24 protein-coding genes are annotated in these 26,063 nt (G+C 57.2%); 6 read left to right on the forward strand and 18 right to left on the reverse strand.

The window, feature by feature from the left end; translation table 11 throughout:
• Positions 1 to 9 precede the first annotated feature (9 nt).
• The 3 genes from CSE01S_RS23005 to aspS are packed head-to-tail and all read right to left on the reverse strand — an operon-like array spanning position 10 to position 2,998.
• Complete coding sequence (locus CSE01S_RS23005; RefSeq protein ID WP_042283855.1) at positions 10 to 753, reverse strand: YebC/PmpR family DNA-binding transcriptional regulator; 744 nt, start codon at positions 751 to 753, stop codon at positions 10 to 12.
• Positions 754 to 780: 27 nt separating this feature from the next.
• Positions 781 to 1,224, reverse strand: coding sequence for a dihydroneopterin triphosphate diphosphatase (gene nudB / locus CSE01S_RS23010; RefSeq protein ID WP_042283858.1), 444 nt, complete (start codon positions 1,222 to 1,224; stop codon positions 781 to 783).
• A gap of 1 nt (position 1,225) precedes the next feature.
• On the reverse strand, positions 1,226 to 2,998 hold the full coding sequence (gene aspS, locus CSE01S_RS02645) for an aspartate--tRNA ligase (RefSeq protein ID WP_042283861.1): 1,773 nt from the start codon (positions 2,996 to 2,998) through the stop codon (positions 1,226 to 1,228).
• A 242-nt stretch (positions 2,999 to 3,240) separates the two neighbouring features.
• Between aspS and CSE01S_RS02650 the strand changes: the two genes are divergently transcribed.
• Genes CSE01S_RS02650 through cmoB form a run of 5 tightly spaced genes read left to right on the forward strand, consistent with a single transcriptional unit; the run spans position 3,241 to position 6,816 of the window.
• Positions 3,241 to 3,807, forward strand: a complete 567-nt coding sequence (locus CSE01S_RS02650; RefSeq protein ID WP_042283864.1) for a hydrolase — start codon at positions 3,241 to 3,243, stop codon at positions 3,805 to 3,807.
• A complete protein-coding gene (locus CSE01S_RS02655; protein ID WP_042283866.1) occupies positions 3,804 to 4,622 on the forward strand; it encodes a DUF72 domain-containing protein in 819 nt (272 codons plus the stop codon). Before CSE01S_RS02650 ends, CSE01S_RS02655 begins: the two co-directional genes overlap by 4 nt.
• A gap of 49 nt (positions 4,623 to 4,671) precedes the next feature.
• Positions 4,672 to 5,067, forward strand: coding sequence for an MAPEG family protein (locus tag CSE01S_RS02660; protein ID WP_042283868.1), 396 nt, complete (start codon positions 4,672 to 4,674; stop codon positions 5,065 to 5,067).
• Between the two features lie 40 nt (positions 5,068 to 5,107).
• Entirely contained in the window at positions 5,108 to 5,851 is a 744-nt protein-coding gene (cmoA, locus tag CSE01S_RS02665; RefSeq protein WP_042283870.1) for a carboxy-S-adenosyl-L-methionine synthase CmoA, read from the forward strand.
• Positions 5,848 to 6,816 (forward strand): tRNA 5-methoxyuridine(34)/uridine 5-oxyacetic acid(34) synthase CmoB, encoded by a 969-nt coding sequence (gene cmoB, locus CSE01S_RS02670; protein ID WP_042283873.1) that lies wholly within the window; start codon positions 5,848 to 5,850, stop codon positions 6,814 to 6,816. The genes cmoA and cmoB overlap by 4 nt, the downstream gene beginning before the upstream one ends.
• Positions 6,817 to 7,008: 192 nt before the next feature.
• Here the strand turns inward: cmoB and cutC are convergent, their stop codons facing one another.
• Together cutC and CSE01S_RS02680 are read right to left on the reverse strand one after the other, a co-directional pair.
• Complete coding sequence (gene cutC, locus CSE01S_RS02675; protein ID WP_042283875.1) at positions 7,009 to 7,755, reverse strand: copper homeostasis protein CutC; 747 nt, start codon at positions 7,753 to 7,755, stop codon at positions 7,009 to 7,011.
• A 2-nt stretch (positions 7,756 to 7,757) separates the two neighbouring features.
• Positions 7,758 to 8,324 carry a VOC family protein gene (locus CSE01S_RS02680; protein WP_042283878.1) on the reverse strand — a complete coding sequence of 189 codons (567 nt, stop codon included), beginning with the start codon at positions 8,322 to 8,324 and terminating at the stop codon, positions 7,758 to 7,760.
• A 238-nt stretch (positions 8,325 to 8,562) separates the two neighbouring features.
• Here CSE01S_RS02680 and argS point away from each other — a divergent pair, with 238 nt between their 5' ends.
• Entirely contained in the window at positions 8,563 to 10,296 is a 1,734-nt protein-coding gene (gene argS, locus CSE01S_RS02685; RefSeq protein WP_042283881.1) for an arginine--tRNA ligase, read from the forward strand.
• Between the two features lie 85 nt (positions 10,297 to 10,381).
• Here the strand turns inward: argS and bglB are convergent, their stop codons facing one another.
• The 13 genes from bglB to CSE01S_RS02750 all read right to left on the reverse strand — a co-directional run bounded on the left by bglB (position 10,382) and on the right by CSE01S_RS02750 (position 26,049).
• On the reverse strand, positions 10,382 to 11,521 hold the full coding sequence (gene bglB, locus CSE01S_RS02690) for a beta-galactosidase BglB (RefSeq protein ID WP_042283885.1): 1,140 nt from the start codon (positions 11,519 to 11,521) through the stop codon (positions 10,382 to 10,384).
• A gap of 4 nt (positions 11,522 to 11,525) precedes the next feature.
• Positions 11,526 to 13,109, reverse strand: a complete 1,584-nt coding sequence (locus tag CSE01S_RS02695) for an MFS transporter (RefSeq protein ID WP_042283888.1) — start codon at positions 13,107 to 13,109, stop codon at positions 11,526 to 11,528.
• Between the two features lie 260 nt (positions 13,110 to 13,369).
• Complete coding sequence (gene flhE / locus CSE01S_RS02700) at positions 13,370 to 13,762, reverse strand: flagellar protein FlhE (protein ID WP_042283891.1); 393 nt, start codon at positions 13,760 to 13,762, stop codon at positions 13,370 to 13,372.
• A complete protein-coding gene (flhA, locus tag CSE01S_RS02705; protein WP_042283893.1) occupies positions 13,762 to 15,840 on the reverse strand; it encodes a flagellar biosynthesis protein FlhA in 2,079 nt (692 codons plus the stop codon). Before flhA ends, flhE begins: the two co-directional genes overlap by 1 nt.
• Positions 15,833 to 16,981, reverse strand: coding sequence for a flagellar biosynthesis protein FlhB (gene flhB, locus CSE01S_RS02710; RefSeq protein WP_042283896.1), 1,149 nt, complete (start codon positions 16,979 to 16,981; stop codon positions 15,833 to 15,835). The genes flhA and flhB overlap by 8 nt, the downstream gene beginning before the upstream one ends.
• A gap of 179 nt (positions 16,982 to 17,160) precedes the next feature.
• Positions 17,161 to 17,805, reverse strand: a complete 645-nt coding sequence (gene cheZ / locus CSE01S_RS02715; protein WP_042283898.1) for a protein phosphatase CheZ — start codon at positions 17,803 to 17,805, stop codon at positions 17,161 to 17,163.
• Positions 17,806 to 17,815: 10 nt separating this feature from the next.
• Positions 17,816 to 18,205, reverse strand: a complete 390-nt coding sequence (cheY, locus tag CSE01S_RS02720) for a chemotaxis response regulator CheY (RefSeq protein ID WP_042283900.1) — start codon at positions 18,203 to 18,205, stop codon at positions 17,816 to 17,818.
• A gap of 17 nt (positions 18,206 to 18,222) precedes the next feature.
• On the reverse strand, positions 18,223 to 19,272 hold the full coding sequence (gene cheB, locus CSE01S_RS02725; protein ID WP_042283903.1) for a protein-glutamate methylesterase/protein glutamine deamidase: 1,050 nt from the start codon (positions 19,270 to 19,272) through the stop codon (positions 18,223 to 18,225).
• Positions 19,269 to 20,135 (reverse strand): protein-glutamate O-methyltransferase CheR, encoded by an 867-nt coding sequence (gene cheR, locus CSE01S_RS02730; protein ID WP_042283906.1) that lies wholly within the window; start codon positions 20,133 to 20,135, stop codon positions 19,269 to 19,271. Before cheR ends, cheB begins: the two co-directional genes overlap by 4 nt.
• Before the next feature lie 87 nt (positions 20,136 to 20,222).
• Positions 20,223 to 21,884, reverse strand: coding sequence for a methyl-accepting chemotaxis protein II (tar, locus tag CSE01S_RS02735; RefSeq protein WP_042283908.1), 1,662 nt, complete (start codon positions 21,882 to 21,884; stop codon positions 20,223 to 20,225).
• Between the two features lie 81 nt (positions 21,885 to 21,965).
• Complete coding sequence (locus CSE01S_RS02740; protein WP_392397374.1) at positions 21,966 to 22,931, reverse strand: Csu type fimbrial protein; 966 nt, start codon at positions 22,929 to 22,931, stop codon at positions 21,966 to 21,968.
• Positions 22,928 to 25,318, reverse strand: a complete 2,391-nt coding sequence (locus CSE01S_RS02745; RefSeq protein ID WP_042283911.1) for a fimbria/pilus outer membrane usher protein — start codon at positions 25,316 to 25,318, stop codon at positions 22,928 to 22,930. Before CSE01S_RS02745 ends, CSE01S_RS02740 begins: the two co-directional genes overlap by 4 nt.
• Positions 25,294 to 26,049, reverse strand: a complete 756-nt coding sequence (locus CSE01S_RS02750; RefSeq protein WP_042283913.1) for a fimbrial biogenesis chaperone — start codon at positions 26,047 to 26,049, stop codon at positions 25,294 to 25,296. The genes CSE01S_RS02745 and CSE01S_RS02750 overlap by 25 nt, the downstream gene beginning before the upstream one ends.
• Positions 26,050 to 26,063 lie beyond the last annotated feature (14 nt).

The following is a 26,063-nucleotide window of genomic DNA, read 5'->3' on the forward strand; positions in this document are numbered from 1 at the left end:
TAAGCCACATCATTCTAAGGTAGCTGCAACCTCATCAGAGATTTCACCGTTGTGGTAAACTTCCTGCACGTCGTCACAATCTTCAAGCATGTCGATCAGACGCAGCAGTTTTGGCGCGGTTTCCGCATCCATGTCCGCTTTGGTTGACGGGATCATAGACACTTCCGCGCTGTCCGCTTTCAGACCCGCGGCTTCCAGCGCGTCACGCACTTTACCCATATCTTCCCACGCGGTGTAGACGTCAATCGCGCCGTCGTCGAAGGTCACCACATCTTCCGCACCCGCTTCCAGCGCCGCTTCCATAATGGTGTCTTCATCGCCCTGCTCAAAGGAGATCACGCCTTTTTTGCTGAACAGATAGGCCACGGAACCGTCGGTACCCAGGTTACCGCCGCATTTGCTGAACGCATGACGCACTTCCGCAACAGTACGGTTACGGTTGTCAGACAGGCATTCCACCATGATTGCCGTACCGCCAGGACCGTAACCTTCATAGATGATGGTTTCCATGTTGGCATCATCATCACCGCCCACACCGCGGGCAATCGCGCGGTTCAGGGTGTCACGGGTCATGTTATTGGACAGCGCTTTATCAACCGCTGCGCGCAGACGCGGGTTAGCGTCCGGATCGCCACCGCCCAGTTTGGCAGCCGTCACCAGTTCACGAATGATTTTGGTGAAGATTTTACCGCGCTTAGCATCCTGCGCCGCTTTACGATGTCTGGTGTTGGCCCATTTACTATGACCTGCCATAAATATTTCCTCAAAAAGCATGCCTTTTCAGGCGATGTTAATTACAAATTCTTCAATCGCCTGCCGGTTGCTCCACGACTTGGTGAGCGCCGCCGCCGCGGGCGCATCAAGCCACTGGTAGGTCAGGTGTTCGGTGAACACAATCTGCCGCTCATGCGGCAACGCAAGGCAGAACCAGGATTCTGTATTGCGCGCCACGCCCGGCGCATAGCGATGACGTAAATGTGAAAAAATCTCAAACTCCACCGTGCGCTGACAGTCGATTAAGGTCAGTTGCTCAGCGGCAACGTCAATGGCGACCTCTTCCTTTACTTCACGCACGGCGGCTTGCGACGCGGTTTCACCGTCTTCAAGGCTTCCGGTTACCGACTGCCAGAAATCCGGGTCGTCGCGTCGCTGCAACATCAGCACTTTCCCGGTGTCTTTTGCATAGATTACGACTAACACCGAGACAGGCTGTTTGTATGCCATATCAGTTTTTCTCAGCCTTTTTGACCACGTCGATACCCAGCTCAGCCAGCGCTGCCGGGTTCGCGAAGCTCGGCGCTTCGGTCATCAGACAGGCTGCGGCGGTCGTTTTAGGGAAGGCAATAACGTCACGAATATTATCGGTACCGGTCAGCAGCATGGTCAAACGATCCAGACCAAATGCCAGACCCGCATGTGGCGGCGTGCCGTATTTCAGCGCATCCAGCAGGAAGCCGAACTTCTCACGCTGTTCCTGTTCGTTAATCCCCAGAATGCCAAACACGGTCTGCTGCATTTCGCCGTTATGAATACGTACGGAACCGCCGCCCACTTCGTAACCGTTAATGACCATGTCGTAGGCATTGGCGACCGCATTTTCCGGCGCGGCTTTTAGCTCAGCGGCGGACATGTCTTTCGGCGAGGTGAACGGGTGGTGCATTGCGGTCAGACCGCCTTCACCGTCGTCTTCAAACATCGGGAAGTCGATCACCCACAGCGGCGCCCACTTGCTTTCGTCGGTGAGATTCAGATCTTTACCCAGCTTCAGACGCAGCGCGCCCAGCGCATCGGCCACCACTTTCTTGTTGTCCGCGCCGAAGAAGATCATATCGCCATCCTGAGCGGCTGTGCGCTCGAGGATCGCGTCAACAATTTCCGCGTTGAGGAATTTCGCGACCGGGCTGTTGATGCCTTCAAGTCCCTTCGCGCGCTCATTGACCTTAATGTAGGCCAGACCTTTTGCGCCGTAGATCTTGATGAAGTTACCGTAGTCGTCGATCTGCTTACGGCTCAGCGCCGCGCCGCCGGGTACGCGCAGCGCGGCTACGCGCCCTTTCGGATCGTTCGCCGGGCCGGAGAATACCGCGAATTCGACGGACTTCAGCAGATCGGCAACGTCCACCAGCTCCATCGGGTTGCGCAGATCCGGCTTGTCGGAACCGTAACGGCGCTCGGCTTCCGCAAAGGTCATAATGGGGAAATCGCCCAGATCCACGCCTTTCACGTCCAGCCACAGGCTACGTACCAATGCTTCCATCACTTCACGCACCTGTTCGGCGGTCATGAAGGAGGTTTCCACATCGATCTGGGTAAATTCCGGCTGACGGTCAGCGCGCAGGTCTTCGTCGCGGAAGCATTTCACGATCTGGTAATAGCGGTCAAAGCCGGACATCATCAGCAACTGCTTAAACAGCTGTGGCGACTGCGGCAGCGCGTAGAATTTGCCTTTATGCACGCGGGACGGGACCAGGTAGTCGCGCGCGCCTTCCGGCGTGGCTTTGGTCAGCATCGGCGTCTCAATGTCGAGGAAGCCGTGATCGTCCATAAAGCGGCGCACCAGACTGGTGATTTTCGCGCGGGTCTTCAGACGCTGCGCCATTTCCGGACGGCGCAGATCCAGATAACGGTACTTCAGACGCGCTTCTTCTGTGTTGACGTGGTTTGAATCAAGCGGCAGCGATTCTGCGCGGTTGATGATAGTCAGATCGGAGGCCAGCACTTCAATTTCGCCGGTGGCCATCTCGCTGTTGACGTTTTTCTCGTCACGCGCACGCACGGTGCCCGTCACCTGAATGCAGAACTCATTACGCAGTTCAGAGGCCAGCTTTAATGCGTCCGCACGATCCGGGTCGAAAAAGACCTGCACGATGCCTTCACGATCGCGCATATCGATAAAGATCAGGCTGCCAAGATCACGACGACGGTTGACCCAACCACACAGAGTCACCTGCTGCCCCACGTGGGACTGACGGAGCTGTCCGCAATATTCTGTACGCATGAGATATCCCTTAATAAGCCGCAGGCTGTTTTGTCGCAGCTTTAACTGTATGTCACAACTGGATGAAAAAAGGCGGCTATTATACTGGAAATTCCGCCTGACGATAAGTCCGCTACAGACTGTACGCGTGTTTCGTACGCGGGTATTGCGTATTCTCACAAAAAATAACAAAAATTGTCGTCCGTCACACGGGCAATCGCGATTAAGGTGTAACGGAATTTTGAATTTCGACGGGAGTTATCATGCTGCAACTGAACGCAAAAACCACCGCCCTGGTGGTCATTGACCTGCAGGAAGGGATTTTACCCTTCGCTGGCGGCCCGCATTCCGCCACTGACGTCGTGACGCGCGCTGCCCGCCTGGCGGAGGCGTTTCGCGCCAACGGTTCGCCGGTGGTGATGGTTCGCGTTGGCTGGTCCGACGATTATGCCGAAGCGCTTAAACAGCCCGTTGACGCCGTGGCGCCCGCGCACCCGCTGCCGGAAAACTGGTGGACGTACCCGCAGGCGCTGGGTAAAGCCGAAAGCGATCTGGAAGTGACCAAACGCCAGTGGGGCGCTTTTTACGGGACCGACCTTGAACTGCAACTGCGCCGTCGGGGTATCGACACTGTCGTGCTGTGCGGTATCTCCACCAATATCGGCGTAGAATCAACCGCCCGCAACGCGTGGGAACTGGGTTTCAGCCTGATCATCGCCGAAGACGCCTGCAGCGCGGCCAGCGCCGAACAGCATCAGGGCAGCATGACCCACATCTTCCCGCGTATCGCCCGTGTGCGTAGCGTGGACGAGATCGTTCGCGCCTTATGATATACATCGGCCTGCCGCAATGGTCGCACCCCAAGTGGGTGCGGCTGGGGATCAACGGTCTGGAAGAGTATGCCCGCCACTTTAATTGCGTGGAGGGCAATACCACCCTGTACGCGCTTCCCAGGGCGGAGATTGTCGAACGCTGGTACGCGCAAACCACGGATGATTTTCGCTTCTGCTTTAAGTTTCCGGCGACCATTTCGCATCAGGCGGCTCTTCGCCACTGTGATGATCTGGCGCATGCGTTTTTTAGCCGCCTGTCCCCGCTGGAGACGCGCATCGGGCAGTACTGGCTGCAGCTTCCCGCGACCTTTGGCCCGCAGGACCTTCCTGCCCTCTGGTCGTTTCTCGACGCGCTGCCAAAGGGCTTCACTTACGGCGTCGAGGTTCGTCATCCGGAATTTTTCGCCAAAGGCGACGCGGAACAGTTGCTGAACAGCGGTCTGCATCAGCGCGGCGTTAACCGGGTTATTCTCGACAGCCGACCGGTTCACGCGGCGCGCCCACACACCGAAGCCATACGCGACGCCCAACGCAAGAAGCCGAAAGTGCCGGTTCATGCGCTGGTGACGGCAAACACTCCGATGGTGAGATTCATCGGCAGCGATGATATGGCGCAGAATCAATCGTTTTTCGCCGACTGGCTGACGAAGCTGCCACGCTGGGAGCAAACCACTACGCCGTATCTTTTTTTGCACACCCCGGATATCGCGCAGGCGCCGGAGCTGGTCGACACCCTGTGGGAAGATTTGCGCGCGGTGTTGCCAGTGATCGGATCAGCACCCTCCATCCCACAGCAATCTTCTCTTTTCTGAAATTGCCCCCTATCATAAGGGCGTGCCATCTGCCAAAAAGGGACATTGTATGGTAAGCGCGCTATATGCCGTACTAGGTGCGTTGCTGTTGATTAAGTTTTCATTTGATGTCGTCCGTCTGCGAATGCAGTATCGCGTTGCCTATGGCGACGGTGGTTTTAGCGAACTGCAGAGCGCCATTCGTATCCATGGCAATGCGGTAGAATATATTCCGATCGCGATGGTGCTCCTGCTGTTTATGGAAATGAACGGCGCAGAAACGTGGATGGTGCACCTGTGCGGCATCATTCTGCTTGCCGGTCGGCTGATGCATTACTACGGTTTCCATCAGCGGCTGTTCCGCTGGCGTCGGTCAGGCATGAGCGCCACCTGGTGCGCGCTGTTGCTAATGGTGCTGGCGAACCTGTGGTATATGCCGTGGGAGTTGGTTTTCTCCCTGCATTAGCGCACAATACGCCCCTTTATTTTTCCCGGATTTTTACGTTATGTCTCACCGCGACACGCTTTTTTCTGCGCCAATCGCCAGTCTGGGCGACTGGACCTTTGATGAACGGGTAGCTGAAGTCTTCCCGGATATGATCCAGCGCTCCGTTCCCGGCTATTCCAATATCATTTCGATGATTGGCATGCTCGCCGAACGTTTTGTGCAGCCTGACACGCAGGTTTACGACCTGGGCTGCTCTCTTGGCGCGGCGACGCTCTCTGTGCGGCGTAATATTCAACATCAAAATTGCAAAATCATCGCCGTCGACAACTCTCCGGCAATGATTGAACGCTGTCGCCGTCATATTGACGCGTATAAAGCGCCGACGCCTGTGGACGTGGTGGAGGGCGACATCCGCACCATCGCCATCGAAAATGCCTCAATGGTGGTGCTGAATTTTACCCTGCAATTCCTTGCGCCAGTTGAGCGCCAGGCGTTGTTGGATAAGATTTACCAGGGGCTGATGCCGGGCGGCGCGCTGGTGCTGTCGGAAAAATTCAGCTTCGAAGATGCGAAAGTCGGCGAGTTGCTGTTTAACATGCACCATGACTTTAAGCGCGCGAATGGCTACAGCGAGCTGGAGATCAGCCAGAAGCGCAGCATGCTGGAAAACGTGATGCTCACCGACTCGGTCGAAACCCATAAGGCGCGTCTGCGCCAGGCGGGTTTCGAACACAGTGAACTCTGGTTCCAGTGCTTTAACTTTGGTTCCCTGGTGGCGCTGAAAGCTGAGGTTCCGGCATGATCGACTTTGGTAACTTTTATCAACTGATTGCCAAAAACGCGCTTTCCCACTGGCTGGAAACCTTGCCCGCGCAGATTGCCGCCTGGCAGCGCGAACAGCACGGCCTGTATAAGCAATGGGCCAACGCGGTGGCGTTTCTTCCGGCCCTGACGCCTGACAGGCTGGATCTGCTGCACAGCGTTACGGCAGAAAGCGAAACACCGCTTACCCCGGGCCAGCTCAAGCGTATCGATACCCTGCTGCGCAACCTGATGCCATGGCGCAAAGGTCCATTCTCTTTGTATGGCGTGAACATTGACACCGAGTGGCGTTCAGACTGGAAATGGGATCGCGTTCTGCCGCACCTGTCCGACCTGACCGGGCGGACTATTCTCGACGTGGGCTGCGGCAGCGGTTATCACATGTGGCGCATGATTGGCGCAGGCGCGCATCTGGCAGTCGGCATTGACCCGACGCAGCTGTTCCTGTGCCAGTTCGAAGCGGTTCGTAAACTGCTGGGCAACGATCAGCGCGCCCACCTGCTGCCGCTCGGTATTGAACAGTTGCCCGCGCTTAACGCCTTCGATACCGTCTTTTCCATGGGCGTGCTGTATCATCGCCGCTCGCCGCTGGAGCATCTCTGGCAGTTAAAAGATCAGCTGGTGAAAGACGGTGAACTGGTGCTGGAAACGCTGGTGGTCGACGGTGACGAGAACACCGTGCTGGTACCGGGCGATCGCTACGCGCAGATGCGCAACGTCTACTTTATTCCGTCTGCGCTGGCGTTGAAAAACTGGTTAGAGAAGTGTGGTTTTGTCGACGTGCGCATCGCTGACGTCTGCGTCACCACCACAGAAGAGCAGCGCCGCACCGACTGGATGATCACCGAATCGCTGGAGCAGTTCCTCGACCCAACCGACCACAGCAAAACCGTGGAAGGCTATCCGGCGCCGATGCGTGCGGTGTTGATTGCCACGAAGCCGTAGTATTTTGCCGGGTGGCGACTACGCCTTACCCGGCCTACTCGTAGCTCGTTTTCGCCAAAATAGTTCAGGTTGCAGCAAGGCGGCCAACGCAGCGGCAGCCTGAAATATGCAGGAGAAAAAAAGGCCCCTGTTAATGGCAGGGGCCTGGTACGAGCAAGCATCATATTGGGCGACATGATGCAACGGTAAAAATCATTTGGCCTGATGGCGAGCAATGATTCCTTTCATTTCAGCAACCGCGGCGCCGTCAACCACATAGCGGGAGTATTCGTCCGCCTGCTTATCGGCTGACATTGACAACCCTGGGTTGCGATAACGCATCGGCGAGGGCTGTGTCGTTCCGGCTGAGCTGTGTACTTCCCGTACCCCGGCATCAAGGAAACGCTGCAGATTTGCTGCACGAACCCCTGCTCCGGCCATAATGATTGGAACATCGGCGTGGGCAATAAGTTCCAAAATTATTGATAAACCTTGCGCCGCATCTGATTTTTGTCCCGAAGTCAGCACTCTGGCGACGCCCAGTTCCGCGAGATTGTTAAGTGCTTTTAATGGATTAGCACACATGTCGAAGGCGCGATGAAATGTCACGGCCAGCGGCCCTGCCGCCTGCATAATTTGCTGCATACGCGGCATGTCGACGTGGCCGTCCGCATCCAGCACACCGATCACCAGCCCCGGGAATCCCATCTCCCTCACCTGTCGCACGTCTTCAAGCATGGCGGCGAACTCCCCTGCGGAATAACAAAAATCGCCGCCGCGCGGACGGATGATAGGATGAACAGGGATCGTCACCTGTTGGCGAACCGTACTCAGCACGCCCAGCGAAGGCGTTAAGCCCCCTTCTTTCGGCGCGGCGCAAAGCTCAATACGATCCGCGCCGTTTTGCTGCGCGATGCGCGCGCATTCCATGCTGTAACAACAGATCTCAAGTAATGCCATTGTCACTCCTGCTGTTCGCTTGCCACGATCGCTTCAATTGACCACGGGTGGAATTTAACGGTGACGTGACCGTCGGTAACCGCCAGAGTCGGATTCGGTAGACGCTCATGCGCGCCTTTCGGCGAACTGGTTTTAACGACAATCCCCGGCTGGCTCAGTCCGTCATCGGCGAGCAGCGCCAACGCACGCGCGTTCAGGGTATCCGGCTCTCCCGGCAAAACGATTTCGATATGCTCCCATCCTTCGTGGGGATAGCGCTTATCGCCCGGCCAGGGCAGCTCAACAACGCTAAATGCCCAGTGCGCGACGCAGACGGGCTCATCCAGTTTAAACAGACAAATCGGTCGGCCATTGATGATATTTTCCGACAACAGTTTGCCGCATTGTTCAAAGCCTCGCCGCCAGCGTTCCGCAGTGGCGTTTTGATGACAACGCAAAGAGATATGGTCGGCATCAAGCGACGTAATATCCAGACCGAGGCGAGTGGAAAGTTCCGTGAACGCCCGCGTGAATCGCGGGAGGTCGGCGGAAATATCATGCAGTTCGTCGAGGGTTTGCCAGTTCGCCATAATGTCAGCTCTTAACAGGTTTCAAAGCCGCTAATTTACTCTGTTGGTCCGACACAACCAACCGCAGATTGCGGGATTTGCCGAATGCATGGTTATGCACGCTTTTATCGCTTATTTTCTGCACGTTGTTCAGGCCGCGCAGTGCTGACGCAAGGGGCCATTTGCAGTATACTCCCGCCCTTGATTCTTAAACTGCGGCGGTAAATTTCAACCCGCTTCATCAACGTAAGGTATTCAGGTGAATATTCAGGCTCTTCTCTCAGAAAAAGTCAGTCAGGCCATGATTGCCGCAGGCGCGCCTGCGGATTGCGAACCGCAGGTTCGTCAGTCAGCAAAAGTACAGTTCGGCGACTATCAGGCCAACGGCATGATGGCGGTGGCGAAAAAACTGGGCATGGCGCCGCGACAACTGGCCGAGCAGGTGCTGACTCATCTGGATCTCAGCGGTATCGCCAGTAAGGTTGAAATCGCTGGCCCGGGCTTTATTAATATTTTCCTCGACCCCGCGTTTCTCGCTGAAAGCGTGGAGCAAGCGCTGACCTCAGATCGCCTCGGCGTAGCGAAGCCGGAGAAACAGACCGTGGTGGTCGATTACTCCGCGCCAAATGTCGCGAAAGAGATGCATGTCGGCCACCTGCGTTCCACCATCATCGGCGACGCCGCGGTGCGTACTCTTGAGTTTCTTGGTCATCATGTGATTCGTGCGAACCACGTAGGCGACTGGGGCACTCAGTTCGGGATGCTGATCGCTTATCTGGAAAAACAGCAACAGGAAAACGCCGGTGAAATGGCGCTGGCGGACCTCGAAGGTTTTTATCGCGAAGCCAAAAAACACTACGACGAAGATGAAGCCTTTGCCGAGCGCGCGCGCAGCTACGTGGTAAAACTGCAGGGCGGCGACGACTATTTCCTGCAAATGTGGCGCAAGCTGGTCGACATCACCATGTCGCAGAACCAGATCACCTACGATCGCCTGAACGTCACGCTGACCCGCGATGATGTGATGGGTGAAAGCCTGTACAACCCCATGCTGCCGGGCATCGTGGCCGATCTGAAAGCCAAAGGTCTGGCCGTCGAAAGCGAAGGCGCCACCGTGGTATTCCTTGATGAGTATAAAAACAAGGAAGGCGAACCGATGGGGGTTATCATTCAGAAGAAAGATGGCGGTTATTTGTACACCACCACGGATATCGCCTGCGCCAAATACCGTTATGAGACCCTGCATGCTGACCGCGTGCTGTATTACATCGACTCCCGTCAGCATCAGCATCTGATGCAGGCATGGACTATCGTCCGTAAAGCGGGCTACGTTCCGGATTCCGTCCCGCTGGAGCACCACATGTTCGGCATGATGTTGGGTAAAGACGGCAAGCCGTTCAAAACCCGCGCCGGCGGCACCGTCAAGCTGGCCGATCTGTTGGATGAAGCGCTTGAGCGCGCCCGCCGTCTGGTGGCGGAAAAGAACCCGGATATGCCCGCCGATGAGCTGGAAAAACTGGCGAACGCCGTCGGTATCGGTGCGGTGAAATACGCCGATCTGTCGAAGAACCGCACCACCGACTATATCTTTGACTGGGACAACATGCTGGCCTTTGAGGGTAACACTGCGCCGTATATGCAGTATGCCTATACCCGCGTACTGTCGGTGTTCCGTAAATCTGGTCTGGATGAGCGCGCCCTTGCCAGCGCGAGAGTGGTGCTTAGCGAAGATCGCGAAGCGCAGCTCGCCGCGCGTCTGTTGCAGTTTGAAGAGACGCTGACCGTTGTCGCGCGTGAAGGGACGCCACACGTCATGTGCGCGTATCTGTATGATGTCGCAGGTCTGTTCTCCGGTTTCTACGAACATTGCCCGATTCTGAGCGCAGAGAACGACGATGTGCGCAACAGCCGACTAAAACTGGCGCTGCTGACCGCTAAAACCCTGAAGCTGGGTCTCGATACGCTGGGTATCGAAACCGTAGAGCGGATGTAATTCCTTACGAGAATGACGCTGGCAAAATAAAAGGTTACCAGCAGAATAAACCCGGCTATCGCCGGGTTTTGTTTTTACTTCTGAATCAGAAATATTTCCGCAGATATTCCGTCAGGCACAGCATCGCCATCGCCTGGCCATACGGCATAGAGGTGAGCGGGATCGCACGATAGAAATCGAGATTGCTGCCCATTCCGGTCCCGAAGGAGGTCTGCAACAACTCCCCTTCCGGCGAGATATTCTGCACAATGCCGCGAATGGCTTTTTCCGCAACCCCGGCATATTCCGCGCCAACATAACGTTTACGTACCGCTTTCAGTATGCCGTAGGCAAAACCCGCGGTCGCAGACGCTTCCAGGTAGGACTGCGGATCGTCCAGCAACGTATGCCACAGTCCGCTTTCATCCTGGCATTTTGCCAGCGCGGCGATTTGCGCCTTCAGAACCTGCACCAGATAACGACGCACCGCATTGTTTTCCGGCAGATCGACCAGTTCCAGGAAATCCGGGATCACAATGGTCAACCAGCTGTTGCCGCGCGCCCAGCGGGCGTTGGCAAAGTTATGGTGCCCGTCATAATTCCAGCCGTGGAACCACAGGCCGGTTTCCCTGTCCATCAGGTTTTGCACGTGTAGCAGGAACTGATAGGTTGCCTCTTCGACATATTCCGGCCGGTTGAGCAACTTGCCAATTTTCGCCAGCGGTAACACCGTCATCATCAGCGTATCGTCCCACATCTGCTGGTGGTTCTCTTCCGCCAGCGTGATATGCTGCATTCCGCCATGGTCGGTACGCGGCATTTCATTCATCGCCCATTCCGCCCAGCTGTCCAGCCAGGGCAGGTACGCCGGATTACGCGTCTCCTCATAGCGATACGCCAGCGTTAAGAACGGCGCCATGGTGTTTACGTTCTTGGTGGTGGCGCCTTCCGCAAAGCGGTCGGCGAACCAATTGTCGATAATGTCGCGCATCGACTCATCACCGGTCTGCTGATAATACTGATACATTCCATACAGACCGACGCCGTGCGTCCATTCCCATCCTGCCCACCCTTTTGTGTCAATCACACGTCCGTCATCCAGGCGTAGCAGGAATTGGCCAGTCTCGTCCTTGATGTTGACCAGATTGTTCGTCACCGTCTGAATCAAACCCTTCAGCTCTTCCCGGGAGATAAAACGCTCCGGCTGTCGTAGTAACGCGCTATGTTTGACGGGCCAAACTTTCATATTTCTAACCTCTGTTATAAGTCGAATTCAACGTTGCTGCCCGCTTGAGCGAGGGTGCAGCAGGTTTATTACGATTCAGGTAACCAATATTGTTGTTACCCCAAAGTGATTCATACGGCAGACCCGACAGCATCTCGACGGTGGCGCGCGCCTGCGGCGTGATGTTCTCCGGCATCGCCCGGCCCGACTCACGCATTTTCGCTGTTTCTTCGCGTAGCGTGCTGTGGGTTTGCAAATTCAGTTTAAAACGCAGAGAGACCAGGAAACCGCAGGCCAGCACTAGCAGCGTACCGCAGCTGAGGATTAACAGTATGGTGTGGCTGACCGCCTCCGGCTGGGTGCTTTGCCCGGAAACGAAACCAGACGTCTGCATGACAATCCCCACCAGCATGACCGCTCCAGCCTGCGAGGCTTTGCGCGTCAGGGTCATGATCCCGGCGAAGATCCCTTCACGACGCTGACCGGTAATCACTTCATCCACATCGGCAATGTAGGTGTAGGTGTTCCACGGCACATAGTTAATCCCCCCACGCCCCAGACCAGCAATGGCGGACACCAGCAGCAACAGGGAATAAATATCGCTTAATCCGGCGTAATACAGCAGGGCATACGAGAGTGAGCTAAGACCAAACAGCACCACCACCATCCGGTAAGAAGGCGCAGGTCCGAAGCGGATGCACAGCGGGATCATGCCGATAACCGCGATAAACTGGAAAATCGCCATGGTGCCAAGCAGGTTTGACGCCATCGACGCTTCCTGCATCAGGACGAACACCACGTAATAGGTAAAGACCGCGTTGAAAACATCCTGCGCGATGTAACCGCCCAGATACATGCCGAGATGCTGGCGGAAAATTTTAATCCGCAACGTAGAGCTCAGCTCAACAAACAGGCGGCGCATGCTCTGGCTGAACGTCAGGCTTTTTTTCTCTTCTTCCGCGCGTAGCGCTGCTTCCGTCCATTCCTCGCGCGGACGCTCCCAGGTGAAGAACCAGACGAACGTCAGCATCAGGGCGCACAGCACCGAGAACACCAGGCTAGCGTAGAAAAAGGAGATGGGGTTGTCTTTGCCAAACGCGGTCAACAGGATACCCGGCAGGAAGGAAGCGAGGATCGCGGACATCTGCGCCATGGAAATACGCGCGCCGGAAAATTTGGTTTTCTGTTTGAAATCATCGGTCATTTCCGGCACCAGCGTTTCATATGGCACCAGGATCATGGTGTAGACGATATCGAAAATCAGGTAGGTCAGCAGGTAGTACCAGAACCCCATATCCCCCACCCACATTAATGAGTAGCTAAAGACACATGGGATCCCCAGCAAAATAAAGAATTTACGGCGGCCAAAGCGTTTACCCAGCCAGGTTGAGCCGAAGTTGTCCGTCAGAAAGCCCATCAGTGGGCTGACGACTGCGTCCAGCACCCTCGCCGCCGCAAAGATAAACGTCGCCTCTATGGGCGAAAGACCGCAAAACGTCGTATAAAAATACAATAACCAGGCGGCTGTGAGCGCCGTAGTGCCTGCACCTAAAAAATCGCCTGAACCGTAGGCTAAATAATTCGCCAATCCAATTTTACGTGTTTTCATTGCCGTTAACCCTGCAATCAGTTGGGGGACTCCGACCTGTGGCTACGCCAGAGGGAGTACTTACACGGCTACAGTAAAAGCTTACCAGGCGGGATACCTTTTCGTTTTTGCCACCTGTCCTGGCGAAATGGCAAAAACGCAAAGAGACCGGCAACGCGTGTCACCGATTTATAAAACAGCGTTTCTTTTGAATCAAAAGAGGGGGTCAAAAATGCGAGTCAGGCAGCAAATTACGTTGCCGCCTGATGAGGAGATAACCGTTAGCGGTAGTTCACAATTACCTGATTGCGCTGTACTTTTAGGGCGGGAATCAGACGGCCGCCACCGGGCACTTCCCAGATAAAACGCAGCGGCTCCACGGCGGGCACGTTGCTAAAAGCGGTGGTTGTCCCACTTTGTCCATCAAGCTCGACGCAGCGCGACTGGGAGCATAAGCGCACCCGCAAACCGGCGGGCGTCGGGCCATTCAGCTCATAACGCCAGGCCACCAGGGTCATCAGCCCGGACACCGGCTGACCAGCGGAAAGCGGCGCCGAGGAGGCGGATTCACCGCGATGGTTTAAGGTAATGCCGATGCTGCTGGCCTGCCATGCGCCTTCCCCGGCGGCCTGCGCCGCCAGCGGGAACAGCAACAGCCAAAGAAGTCTGCGCATTATTTACCTCCAATGGTTGCGGTCATGCGAATGTTACGATTGTCGGAAAGCTCCATGTTCGACAGGACAACCAGCTGCGGCAGACTGCGACGCAGAAAGCGCGACAGCAATGGGCGCAGCGCATGGTTGACCAACAGCACTGGCGGCGCGCCAAGCATCTCCTGACGAGACAGCGCCTCTTGCGTTTGCGCCAGCAGGCGATCGGCCAGCCCAGGCTCCAGACCGCCGCCGCCCTGCAACGCCTGCAACAACAAGCGTTCGAGCGCCGTATCCAGGCCAATAACGCTGACTTCATCGCTACCGGGGAACCACTGCTGTGTAATTGCGCGCCCCAGCGCCACGCGCACCACGGCGGTAAGTTCATGGGGATCATTTTGCAGCGGCGCATGTTCCGCCAGCGTTTCAAGAATGGTGCGCATATCGCGGATCGGCACTTTTTCATCCAGCAGATTCTGCAGCACTTTATGCAGCGTGGTCAGGGTGACCACGCCGGGGACCAAATCTTCGGTCAGTTTCGGCATCTCCTGGGAGACGCGATCCAACAACTGCTGCGCTTCCTGACGGCCAAACAGTTCGGCGGCATATTTGCCGATCAAATGGTTGAGGTGCGTCGCCACAACGGTACTGGCTTCCACCACCGTAAAGCCCTGGATCTGCGCCTGTTCTTTCAGCGCGCTTTCGATCCAGATTGCATCCAGGCCAAACGCCGGATCCACGGTTTGCTCGCCTGGCAGCGTACCCGCCGCGGTTCCCGGGTTGATTGCCAGCCAGCGCCCCGGATACGCGTCGCCGCTGCCAATCTCCACCCCTTTCATCAGAATACGATAGTGCGCCGGTTGCAGATCCATATTGTCACGAATGTGCACCACTGGCGGCAGGAAGCCCATGTCCTGGGCGAATTTCTTGCGGATACTGCGGATGCGCCCGAGTAACTCGCCATCCTGCTGGAAATCGACCATCGGAATCAGGCGATAGCCCACCTCCATACCGAGCGAATCTTCAAGCTGGACGTCGTTCCACGTCGCTTCCACCACCGAATTGTTTTCCGGCATTTTTACGGGCTGCGGCTCGCTGGGCGCCTTTTGTTCCCGGCCACGGATCCACCAGGCCAGCCCCAACAGCGCCGCCGTAAACAACAGGAAAACGAGGTTTGGCATGCCCGGCACCAGCCCGAGCAGGCCCAGAACCCCTGCGCTGAGCAGCATGACGCTGGGGTTGCTGAAAAGCTGCCCCACCATCTGCTCGCCCACGTCCTGATCGGTACTGACGCGGGTGACGATCACGCCCGCAGCGGTCGAAATGACCAGCGCCGGGATCTGCGCCACCAGGCCGTCACCGATAGTCAGCAACGTATAACTTTCCGCCGCATCGCCCATGCTCATGCCATGCTGCAACACACCGACCAGCAGACCGCCGACCACGTTGATCACCATGATCAAAATACCGGCGATGGCATCGCCGCGAACGAATTTACTCGCCCCGTCCATTGAACCATAGAAGTCCGCTTCCTGGGTCACTTCGGCGCGACGTTTTTTCGCTTCATCTTCGCCAATCAGTCCGGCGTTGAGGTCGGCGTCAATCGCCATCTGCTTACCCGGCATGCCGTCGAGCACGAAGCGCGCGCCAACCTCAGCGATACGCCCGGCGCCCTTGGTAATCACCATAAAGTTGATGATGACCAGAATGACGAACACCACGATCCCAATGGCGAAATTGCCCCCCACCAGGAAATGCCCGAACGCTTCGACCACCTTCCCTGCCGCCGCCGCGCCGGTGTGTCCTTCCATCAGAATGATACGGGTGGACGCCACGTTCAGCGCCAGACGCAGTAAGGTAGTGAACAGCAGGATGGTCGGGAAGGCGGCGAACTCCAGCGTACGCTGGGTAAACATCGCCACCAGTAACACCATGATCGACAGCGCAATGTTAAAGGTAAACAGTAGGTCGAGGATAAACGCGGGTAGCGGAAGTACCATCATAGACAGAATTAACAGGATGAGGATCGGCCCGGCAAGGATCTGCCATTGCGTGGTTTTCATGTTGTTGGGCAGGCGCAACATCGCGACCAGATTAGCCATCGGTAGTCTTCTCGTTCATAAAATCCAGTGACTCAGGCACCGGAAGATTTGCAGGTTGTGGTGGACGTTCCCCGCCAGCAAGACGCCAGCGTTTAAGCTGCCAGACCCAGGCCAGCACTTCCGCCACGGCGGCGTACAGTTGACCGGGTATTTGCTGACCAATTTCAGCATGGCGATAGAGCGCTCGCGCCAGCGGCGGCGCTTCAAGCGTGGGGATTTTGTTTTCAGCGCCAATCTCGCGAATGCGCAGCGCCACCAGTCCCGCCCCTTTGGCGAGCACTTTCGGCGCGCTCATTTTGTTTTCGTCATACTGTAACGCCACCGAATAGTGGGTGGGGTTGGTGACAATGACATCCGCTTTGGGCACGTCGCTCATCATGCGCTGGCGCGCCGCCGCTCGCTGCATCTGACGGATACGCCCTTTCACGTGCGGGTCGCCTTCGTTCTGTTTGAATTCATCGCGGATGTCCTGACGCGACATGCGCAGCTTTTTCAGGTGACTGAAGATCTGAAAGATCACGTCAAAGGCGACCATCGGGATCACACCGAGCACCACCAGCAATGCGCAGAGTCCGACGAGATCCAGCGCGTTACCCATCGCCGTAATCGGCGATTCCGCCATCAGGCGCATCATCTCCGGCCACTTATGCCACAAATAAAGCGCTGTCACGCCGCCCACCAGCGACGATTTCAGTATCGCCTTCAGCAACTCCGCGCCGGTCTGCGCGGAGAACATACGCTTAATGCCCGGCAGCGGGTTAAGTTTGGAAAATTTCGGCTGTAGCGATTTGCCGCTGAACACCAGCCCGCCGAGTAGCACCGGCGAGATCAGCGCCACCAGCACCACGCCGGTGATAAGCGGCAGCAGCGCGATCATCGCTTCTTTTATTAACAGGATGATTTGCCCGAGGATCAGATTGGGGTCATTGACCATGCTGTGATCAAATCGCAGCCCCGCCGACAGCATTCCCGACAGGCGCCTTGCCAACGACGCGCCGCCAATCCAGAGAATGCAGACCCCCACTAACAAAATCAGCAGAGAAGTCAGCTCCCGGGATCGGGGGATTTGCCCTTCCTCCCGCGCTTTTTCCAGTCGGTGGGGTGTGGGGGCTTCTGTTTTGTCGTCGTTCTCTTCAGACACGCATCAGATCCTGGATGGGCTTATGAGCGAGAATGATGCCAGAAGCGCCTGCCGCCAATGGGCAGAGTAAACGGCAAAAAAGGTCGGGTTTATGCCGTTAAGGAGGATAAGCGGATAGCAATGCAGTCGCAGCTAATCTGTCATTCAGCCCGATGGCAGGACGCCATCGGGCGGCCAGGTTAAAAACCGAGGCTGTCCAGCAGGTCGTCTACTTGATCCTGGCTGGCGACCACGCCCGCCCGGGTCGTATCCACCTGCGGACCGTTGAGCAGACTGTCGTTTTCACGCTTCGGTCGTGCGCCCTGCTCCGGAATATTCTCCAGCAGCACCATCAACAGTTGACGTTCAATTTCCTGGATGACATCCATCATGCGCTTGATCACCTGACCGGTCAGATCCTGGAAATCTTGCGCCATCATAATGTCGAGCAACTGCGCGTTAGTGAAGCTGGTGTGTTCCGGCACATCGCTCAGGTATTTGCGCGTGTCGGTCACCAGTTCCCGGGCGTCTGCCAGCTCGATCGGGTTTTCAAACCACGCGTCCCAGCGCTTGCTTAACGCTTTCGCCCCTTTCTCCATTTCGTCCTGGTGCGGCTGTGAAGCTTCGACGCTGTTCAGCGCACGCTCGGCGGCCTGGGCGGTCATCTGCACCACATAGTCCAGACGGTCGCGGGCGTCCGGAATGGCTTCTGCCGCTTCGGCGATGGCCTGGTCCAGACCCAGCTCCCGCAGGCTGTCGCGCAGCATACGGGTCAGGCTGCCAATGCGCGCAATAATATCCCCGGCAGAGTGTTCATCTACGGGTTTCATGGTTGGTTGCATCATTGTCCGCCCCTTACATGCCCAGTTTCTCAAAGATTTTGTTGAGTTTCTCTTCCAATGTCGCGGCGGTAAACGGCTTCACCACGTAGCCGCTGGCACCGGCCTGCGCTGCGGCGATAATGTTCTCTTTCTTCGCTTCCGCCGTCACCATCAGTACCGGCAATGAAGACATGCCGCCGTCTGCGCGAATGGTTTTCAACAGTTCCAGACCGTCCATATTCGGCATGTTCCAGTCAGAGATGACAAAACCAAAGCCGCCCATCTGCAGTTTATTCAATGCGTCCACGCCGTCTTCGGCCTCTTCGACGTTGTTAAATCCCAGTTCCTTAAGCAGGTTACGCACGATGCGACGCATGGTGGAAAAGTCATCCACAACCAGAAACTTAAGCTCTTTGTCCGCCATAAAAAATTACTCCTGAGTCAAATACGTATTGCCTGTCCGGCACTGATTTTCGCCAGCATCTGCTGGCTTACCTGGCTGAGATCGACCACTTCGCTCACGCCACCCATATTGATGGCCTCGCGCGGCATGCCGAACACCACACAACTTGCTTCATTCTGCGCAATCGTCCAGGCGCCCGCCTGGTGCATCGCCAGCATTCCGGCGGCGCCGTCGTTGCCCATCCCCGTCAGGATCACCCCCACGGCGTTGCGCCCCGCGTGTTTCGCCACCGAATGAAACAGCACATCCACAGACGGCCGGTGCCGGTTAACCGGCGGCCCGTCATGAATTTTGATTTGATAGTTTGCCCCGCTGCGCGCCAGCTCCATGTGCTTATCGCCGGGCGCGATGTAGGCATGTCCTGGCAGCACGCGCTCGCCGTCCTCCGCTTCTTTCACGCTGATCTGACACAGTTTGTTCAGACGCTCGGCAAACGAACGGGTAAAACCTGGCGGCATATGCTGCGTAATAATCACTGCCGGGCAGGAAAGCGGCAGCGGCTGCAACACGTGACGAATCGCTTCGGTGCCGCCCGTCGACGCGCCAATGGCGATCAGCTTTTCTGAACTGAGCAACGGCCCGGCTTTCAGGGTCGCTGGCGCGGCCAGTGGCTTATGCGCGCCCAGCCGCGCGCGCGACGCGGTGCGCACTTTTTCGGCAATCATCTCGCTGTAGGCCAGCATCCCTTCGCGGATCCCTAACTGGGGCTTGGTGACAAAATCAATGGCCCCCAGCTCCAGCGCGCGCAACGTCACTTCGGAGCCTTTCCCCGTCAGCGATGACACCATCACCACCGGCATCGGACGCAAGCGCATCAATTTTTCAAGAAAATCGAGGCCGTCCATCCGCGGCATTTCGACGTCCAGCGTCAAAACGTCCGGGTTGTATTTTTTGATTAAATCACGGGCAACGAGCGGATCGGGTGCGGTTGCCACCATCTCCATATCGCTATGGCTGTTGATAATTTCAGTCATGATTTGGCGCATTAGCGCGGAATCATCAACCGATAACACCCTGATTTTACTCATGCTTTATCCTTACTCAGCGCATACACCGTCTGTCCGCGCAGGCTAAAGTCGCGCACGAGGTTGCTAAAGTTCTCTGAATGCCCGGCGAACAGCAGGCCGTCAGGCTTAAGGAGGGGAACAAAACGGCGCAGAATGTCCTGCTGCGTCGTTTTATCGAAATAGATCATCACATTGCGGCAGAAAATCGCATCAAACGGCCCCGGTACGTTGTACTGTTTGTCAAGCAGGTTTATCCCGGCGAACTCCACGTGACTTGCCAGCTCCTGGCGCACGCGCACCAACCCTTCATGGGGGCCGGTGCCGCGCATGAAGTAGCGCTGCAGCTGCTGTGGCGACAGGGTTTTTAACTCATCAAGCCGATAGATGCCGCTGCGGGCCTTTTCCAGCACTTCGGTATCGATATCACTGGCAAAGACCCGCCAGCGCCCTGGCGCTGTGCCTAACGTATCGGCCAGCGTAATGGCGATACTGTAAGGTTCTTCACCGGTTGACGCCGCCGCGCTCCACACCCGGTATTCGCCATTGCAACGGCGGGCGTGCTCAGCCAGCACCGGAAAGTGGTGACCTTCGCGAAAAAAGGCGGTCAGGTTGGTGGTCAACGAGTTGATAAAAGCCTGCCATTCCGCGCTGTTTTGATTCGCTTCCAGCATGCTGAGATAGCGACCAAAATCATCCAGCCCCAGCGTACGCAGACGGCGAACCAGGCGGTTATAAACCATATCCCGCTTATGGTCCGCCAGCACGATCCCCGCGCGCTGATAGATTAACTGACATATCCGACGAAAGTGCGCGTCGGACAGCGCGAGGCGCTGTGTCATCTGTAACAATAATGACGTTTGCCCGTTGGGCAGAGATGATGTCATAGCGCCTTCTCAATCACATTCAGGATACAACGGGCGCCGCCTGCTGCGGCGCCGATTCTTGGTGTGTTACAACGTGTTTATTTGCCGTCAAAATGTTTCCCAGTGGGTGTCGGGTTCAGCGCCGGGTGATGCCTTCTGCGGCTCGCGAGGCGACGGCGCAGAGGCGCGTTCTTCTGTTTTTTGCGTGGTATAAGGGCGAGCGGCGAGACGAAACGCCGACACCGCTCTGGTTAAGCGACTGGCCTGGTCTTCCAGCGCGGCGGCGGCAGCGGCGGACTCCTGCACCAGTGCGGCGTTTTGCTGCGTCACACGATCCATTTCCGACACCGCCAGCGCCACCTGATCGATACCGCGGCTTTGCTCGTCGGACGCCGAGGCGATTTCCCCCATGATGTCAGTCACCCGGGTCACCGCGTTAACAATGTCATTCATCGTGTCACCCGCGCTTTCAACGAGCACCGAGCCGGTATCCACGCGCGCCACTGAATCTTCGATCAGCGCTTTGATTTCTTTTGCCGCCTGCGCGCTGCGGCTGGCGAGATTACGCACCTCTCCGGCAACCACGGCAAAACCACGGCCTTGTTCACCGGCGCGCGCCGCTTCAACCGCCGCGTTCAGCGCCAGGATATTGGTCTGGAACGCAATGCCGTCGATCACGCTAATGATGTCGGCGATTTTCTTCGAACTGTCAGCAATGTCGTGCATCGTTTTAACGACGTTATCCACCACTTTTCCGCCGTGCTGGGCCGTTTCCGAGGCGCTCTGCGCCAGTTGCGACGCCTGGCGGGCGTTGTCGGCGTTCTGTTTCACGGTGGCGGTCAGTTGTTCCATGCTGGCGGCGGTCTCTTCCAGCGCCGAAGCCTGCTGTTCGGTTCGCGAAGAGAGGTCGGTATTACCAGTGGCAATCTCGCTGGTGCCGGCATAGATGGCGTCGGACCCTTCCCGCACCTGCGTGACGGTTTCAACCAGCGAACGCTGCATGTGATCGACGCTGTCGGCCAGTTCGCCAATCTCATTGCGTCCGGCCACGGTCAGGGTAGTGGTTAAATTGCCGCTGGCGATATCACGGATATGCGCAATGACGCGCCCCAGCGGGTTCAACAAGGTGTGACGGATGCCGTACCACACCACCACCAGAATCAGCGCCAGCACGACCGCGAGAATGGCAAGCTGCCACTGGGCGAACTGATAATCGCGGGCGCTTTCGTCAAAGGCCTGGCGGTAAAGTTTTTCGCTGACGCTGGCATACTTGCCCAGCGCTTCGCCGAGCGCGTTTTGCATTCCCTGAGTCGGCTGGGCAAAGTAGGCGTCCATGTTGCCGCTTTCCAGAAACTGCACCAGTTCGGTTAACGCCGCAAAGTAGGCCTGGTACTTCGCCTCCACCTCAAGACTGGCTTCTTCCATGTCAGGCAGCGGACTGATCGCTTTAAATGCCTTATAGTGCACCGCGGCCTGCGCGAGGGTATTTTTCGCATTCTTCAGCAATTCGGTTTTGGCGCTGCTTTGCTGGTTCGCCGCATCCATCATCATGCGGGCGGAAGAGCGGCTAAGGTTAATACGCGTTTGCAGCATCAGATCCCATGTTGAGGTCAGTTCGCTTTGCTGCTGGCGCAGATCGTTTGAGATAACAAAACTGGTCTGGTTCTGCTGTAAAGATGAAAACAGCAGCCCCCCGGATACAAGCTGTAGCAGTGCGAAAACCCCAAGCACCATCATCAGCATTGTGACAACGCGGATACGGTTAAACATAAGGCACCTTCCTTAAAACGAGTTATCAACGTTATCGGCAACCCGGTTGAGAACTTTACGTTTGCGAAAGGGAAAAACAGATCAGAAGGCGATATCCACAACCACCGTGTCGGTGTAGGTCCCGGCGGGCGGTGTGGTCTGCGTGGTTAACACTCTGGCGGTGTAGTTGTAGGTGCGCAGCAGGCCGTCGCTGCTAAGAGAAGACGACGCGCTGCTGGCCCAGCGATCGCCGCCGACGCTTCCCCAGCGGCTGGTGGTGCCTGCCTTATAAATTTCATAGCTCAGACGGTTATTACCGCTTGCCATGTTGCGTACATTGCCGTTGGCATAGCTGCCATTATTGATGCCTACCGTGTAGGCGCTGCCTTTGGTACAGGTGATCGCCACCGCCTGCGAGACGGCGGGAAAATTGTTCACCAGCGGCGCGCTGCCAAAGTTCACGTTCGGCGCAGTAAGGGTAATACAGTCATTGGTGACGGTCAGGTTTACCTGCAGGTTAGCCGCCACCGTGCCGGTTTGCGCGGTAACGCATAAGCCAAGCGCCCCCACCTGGCAGACATTAAAATAGACGCTGAAGTTAAGCGTCACCTGATACGGCCCGGCGCTAACGTTCTGGCCCGTAAGGGTGCGGAAGTAAAGCGGCAGGGTAAAGCGTGAAGAGCCTAACAGCGCCAGCAATGAACTGCCGCTCCAGGTGTAGCTGCCGCCAATCGGGATCTCACTGTTGCTGGCGCAACCGGACTGCGCGCACATGCGTACCGGAATGGCATCCGTCACCGCTGCGTTATCGCTTCGCCTGAGAGCCGCTCTGTTGCTGACCGAAAGCGTCGCGCCAGTATAGGTCAGAGTGATGGTATCGTTGTTCAACAATCCCAACACCACGTCGCACTGGACCACGAGATTAGCGCTGGTGGCCTGCTCGCTGCTGTTCACGGTAAAAGATGACACGCTGCCAAACGCGCCGCTGGTGGTGGTGACGGCACAGGCGGCCCAGGCCCCCGGCGTAACCAGCAGAAACAGGATCCCCCACAACGCCCGTCCCATCATGGCGCCCCCTTACGGCAGACCAGCGGCCCGTAGGTTTGCAGCTTATGCCCGGGATTAGGCGCAAGAGTGAATATGGCCGTGCAATGCTCTCCGGCCGGGGTTATCGCCCGGAGTCGGTTCACCTCGGCAAGATTTTCCAGCCAGACGATACCCTCATATCCCACCACCGCAGGCGCACTGTTGTCGCGCAGCACCTGGCTTGCCAGCGGCAGCGGCTGCCCCTCTGCGTCGTGCAAAATCACGCTGGCCACCCGCTCCTGTTCCATTGGGAAATCGACCAGATAACCGCTCTGACGACGTAGCGCGACTTTGCGCTCGGTCTCCTTCAGGCGGGTATCCGCGGGCAGGTTGAGGGTATTAATGCTGTAGCTCGCAGGATAATAAGCGGATACGCCGCTTATCAGCAAAAAGCCTTTCTCATTGGTTTTGCCGACCGGTTGATTCTCATAGTTCACCGGCACTTCAGGCTGACCGTCAGTACTGACCACCACAAATGCATCGTTGATTTTATTGGCGGCGAAAAGCTGATTTTCCATCAACACCAGCGATCCCATCGCCTCTCCCCACCAGGTCATGGCGTTGCTTTCGCCGTATGCGCCCCCCTGTAATTCAACGTTATTATTGCGCCAGCCCAGCGTCGCCTGCTGGTAGTTTCGCGCCTGGGTCTGTCGCGCCCACGCCAGATTCCAGCTGAACCCGCCGTCCGTCGGCATCGAGTGGTTATAGTTGATACGCTGCGTCTGCCCGGCATCCGGCGTTTTCTCGGCGCTCAGCGCCACGCTGTCGCGATCGCCCAGTGGAATTTGCACCGACATTGCCAGCGTCCAGTCACCCTGCTGATTGTCACGACTGGCAGCCAGATAGATACTGCTGCTTCCCCATAAATTGCGGCTCCAGGAGAGATTGAGCAGCTCCGTTTTTTGCGCGTCGAAGCTGCGGATGCCAATCCACGCCGCGCCAATATTGCCGAAGGTTCCCATATTAACGGTTAACGAATACTGATCGCTGCGCTGACTTAAAGAGGCCAGCGGGCGGTTGTCGTCATCCACCAGCGCGGTCTGGTCATATAACGCCAGGTTGCCGAAACCGCGCTCGCGGCGGGAATGTTGCGTGGCGACACTAAAGGCTGCGGTACTGTATTGATACCCCCAGTTAAGCTGATTACCGTGGTGACCGCGCATTCTGCTTTCCGTCCATGCGCCGTTCACAACGCCAAAGCGGCCCACTTTCACCAGTGCGCCCACACCGCCCAGCGCCAGTTCTTCGGCGCCTTCGCCATGACCTTCAAGCGTCAGAGCGTCATTGACGCCATAGCGATAGCTCGCGCTGCCCACCACCGGGCCGTAATCAAAATTATCAATACCGTAATTGCGCCGCAGGCTGCCGAGCGTAACGGCATCATCGCTGACGCCCGATTTCAACAAATTGCTGGCGACATAAAACGGTAAGGTGGTGCTGCCCTGTCTGCCAAGCGCGTCACGGGTGACCAGCACCGCGTCTCCCGCACCGTTTATATAAGGAAGGTTCGTCAGCGTAAACGGCCCGGGCTGCAGCTCCGTCGACCCCGCGCGATAACCGTTGATGAACAGATCCACAGCGGTCGGCACCGCGGCTTCACCGGAGAATGCCGGTAGCGGCCAGGTCACCAGATCCGGACGCAGCGAGAAGTCGCGTCCCCAGGAGATCCCGCCGACGCGGACGCTGTTGCTCCAGCTCAGGGCGTCAGTAATCACATCCCCCACCTGCCACTGGGTCGCATTTTCCTCATGAGTTGCGGTAAAAACCGTATCGTAACGCACATAGCCATCCTGCCAGTCATCGTCCCCCGCCAGATTTTGCCGCACGTACCCGGTTGAAGAGAGCGACCCCGCATCGTTAAAAAAACGCAGCTCATGCCAGACGGAGGCCTGGCTGTCGCCATCCTGGGTACTGCTGGCGTATACGTCGTAATTCAGCAACGCCCCGCTGCCGTTTCTCGCCACAGACGCCGGGGATTCACCGCCAAACGGCGTGCTGCGTACCGGTAACCATTCGCGCGGCACGCTGAGCAGCAGTCGCTGACCGCTGCTGTCGTAATCCACTTTCACCTGCGTCATCCGGGAGAGATTCACCTCCCCCGCCGCCAGTTGTTCGGCAGGCAGGCCAGCCTGTTGCAGATCGGCGCTGGCGACAAAGAAGTCGCCGCCGCGCCGGGTTACCGCCACCACCTTTTGCGTCTCGTAGTGGTTAACCACCAGCGCCAGATGAAAAACCGCCTGCCGATCGAGCGCGCGCGCATCCGGTGGCGGCGGCAACACATCATCGCCGCTCCCGGCGCGGCAAAGCCCGCTGGTGGTCAGTATGGCCGTCACAAACACGCCGCTCAGTTGGCGGGACCAGACAACCATTTGCCGTCCTGCGCGTTGATTGCCGCGGTTAATCGGTCCGGACGGGTTGCGCCAGTGGGTAACGGCCAGCGGCGGAAACTCCCCGGCAACACATACCCGAGCAGCCCCTCGGCCATCGTGTGTTGAGACCCGCCCTGTTGCAGTGACACTTTGCTCAGCCGGACATGCACGTCACTGTCATTGCGCACTTCCAGCTGTGGTTGCCCTTCGCTGCGCACCACCCGCCAGTGCAGTTGCGAAGGCTTCACCTGCGCGTGATGTTCCCCTTGCGCCCAGGTCTGCACCCCCTGTCCGTAAACAAACAGCGGTAGCGAATAGCGCATCTGCACCTTCAGTCCCATCTGGGGTGTACTGACGGGCTCCGGCTGGGGGATCTCGTCCACGATGATCCGGTAAGCCTGCTCCACACCGGCAGGAACGGTCGTCTGTTTAATCAGGCGAATGAGCTGTTTACTGCCTTTTTCGATACGGACAATCGGCGGGCTGGCGACCACCTCCTGCTGCGCCTTATAGCGTTCATATCCATTTTCCTGCTGCCAGCGCACAATGCGTACCTGCATCGTCGTGGGCGTGTCGCCCTGATTCTGGATCCACAGTTCGGTGGCATTATTCTCCGCCGCCAGCCAGGGATCGATGGGCCACAGCAGTATTGTGGCGGCGCTGTTGGCCCCGGGTGAGACCAGTGCTGCCGTGAGTACCGACAACAGTCCGAACGATGCTCGCACCTTCATTTCACTTCTCCCTT

The sequence above is a fragment of the Citrobacter sedlakii NBRC 105722 genome, from assembly GCF_000759835.1.
Lineage (GTDB): Bacteria > Pseudomonadota > Gammaproteobacteria > Enterobacterales > Enterobacteriaceae > Citrobacter_A > Citrobacter_A sedlakii.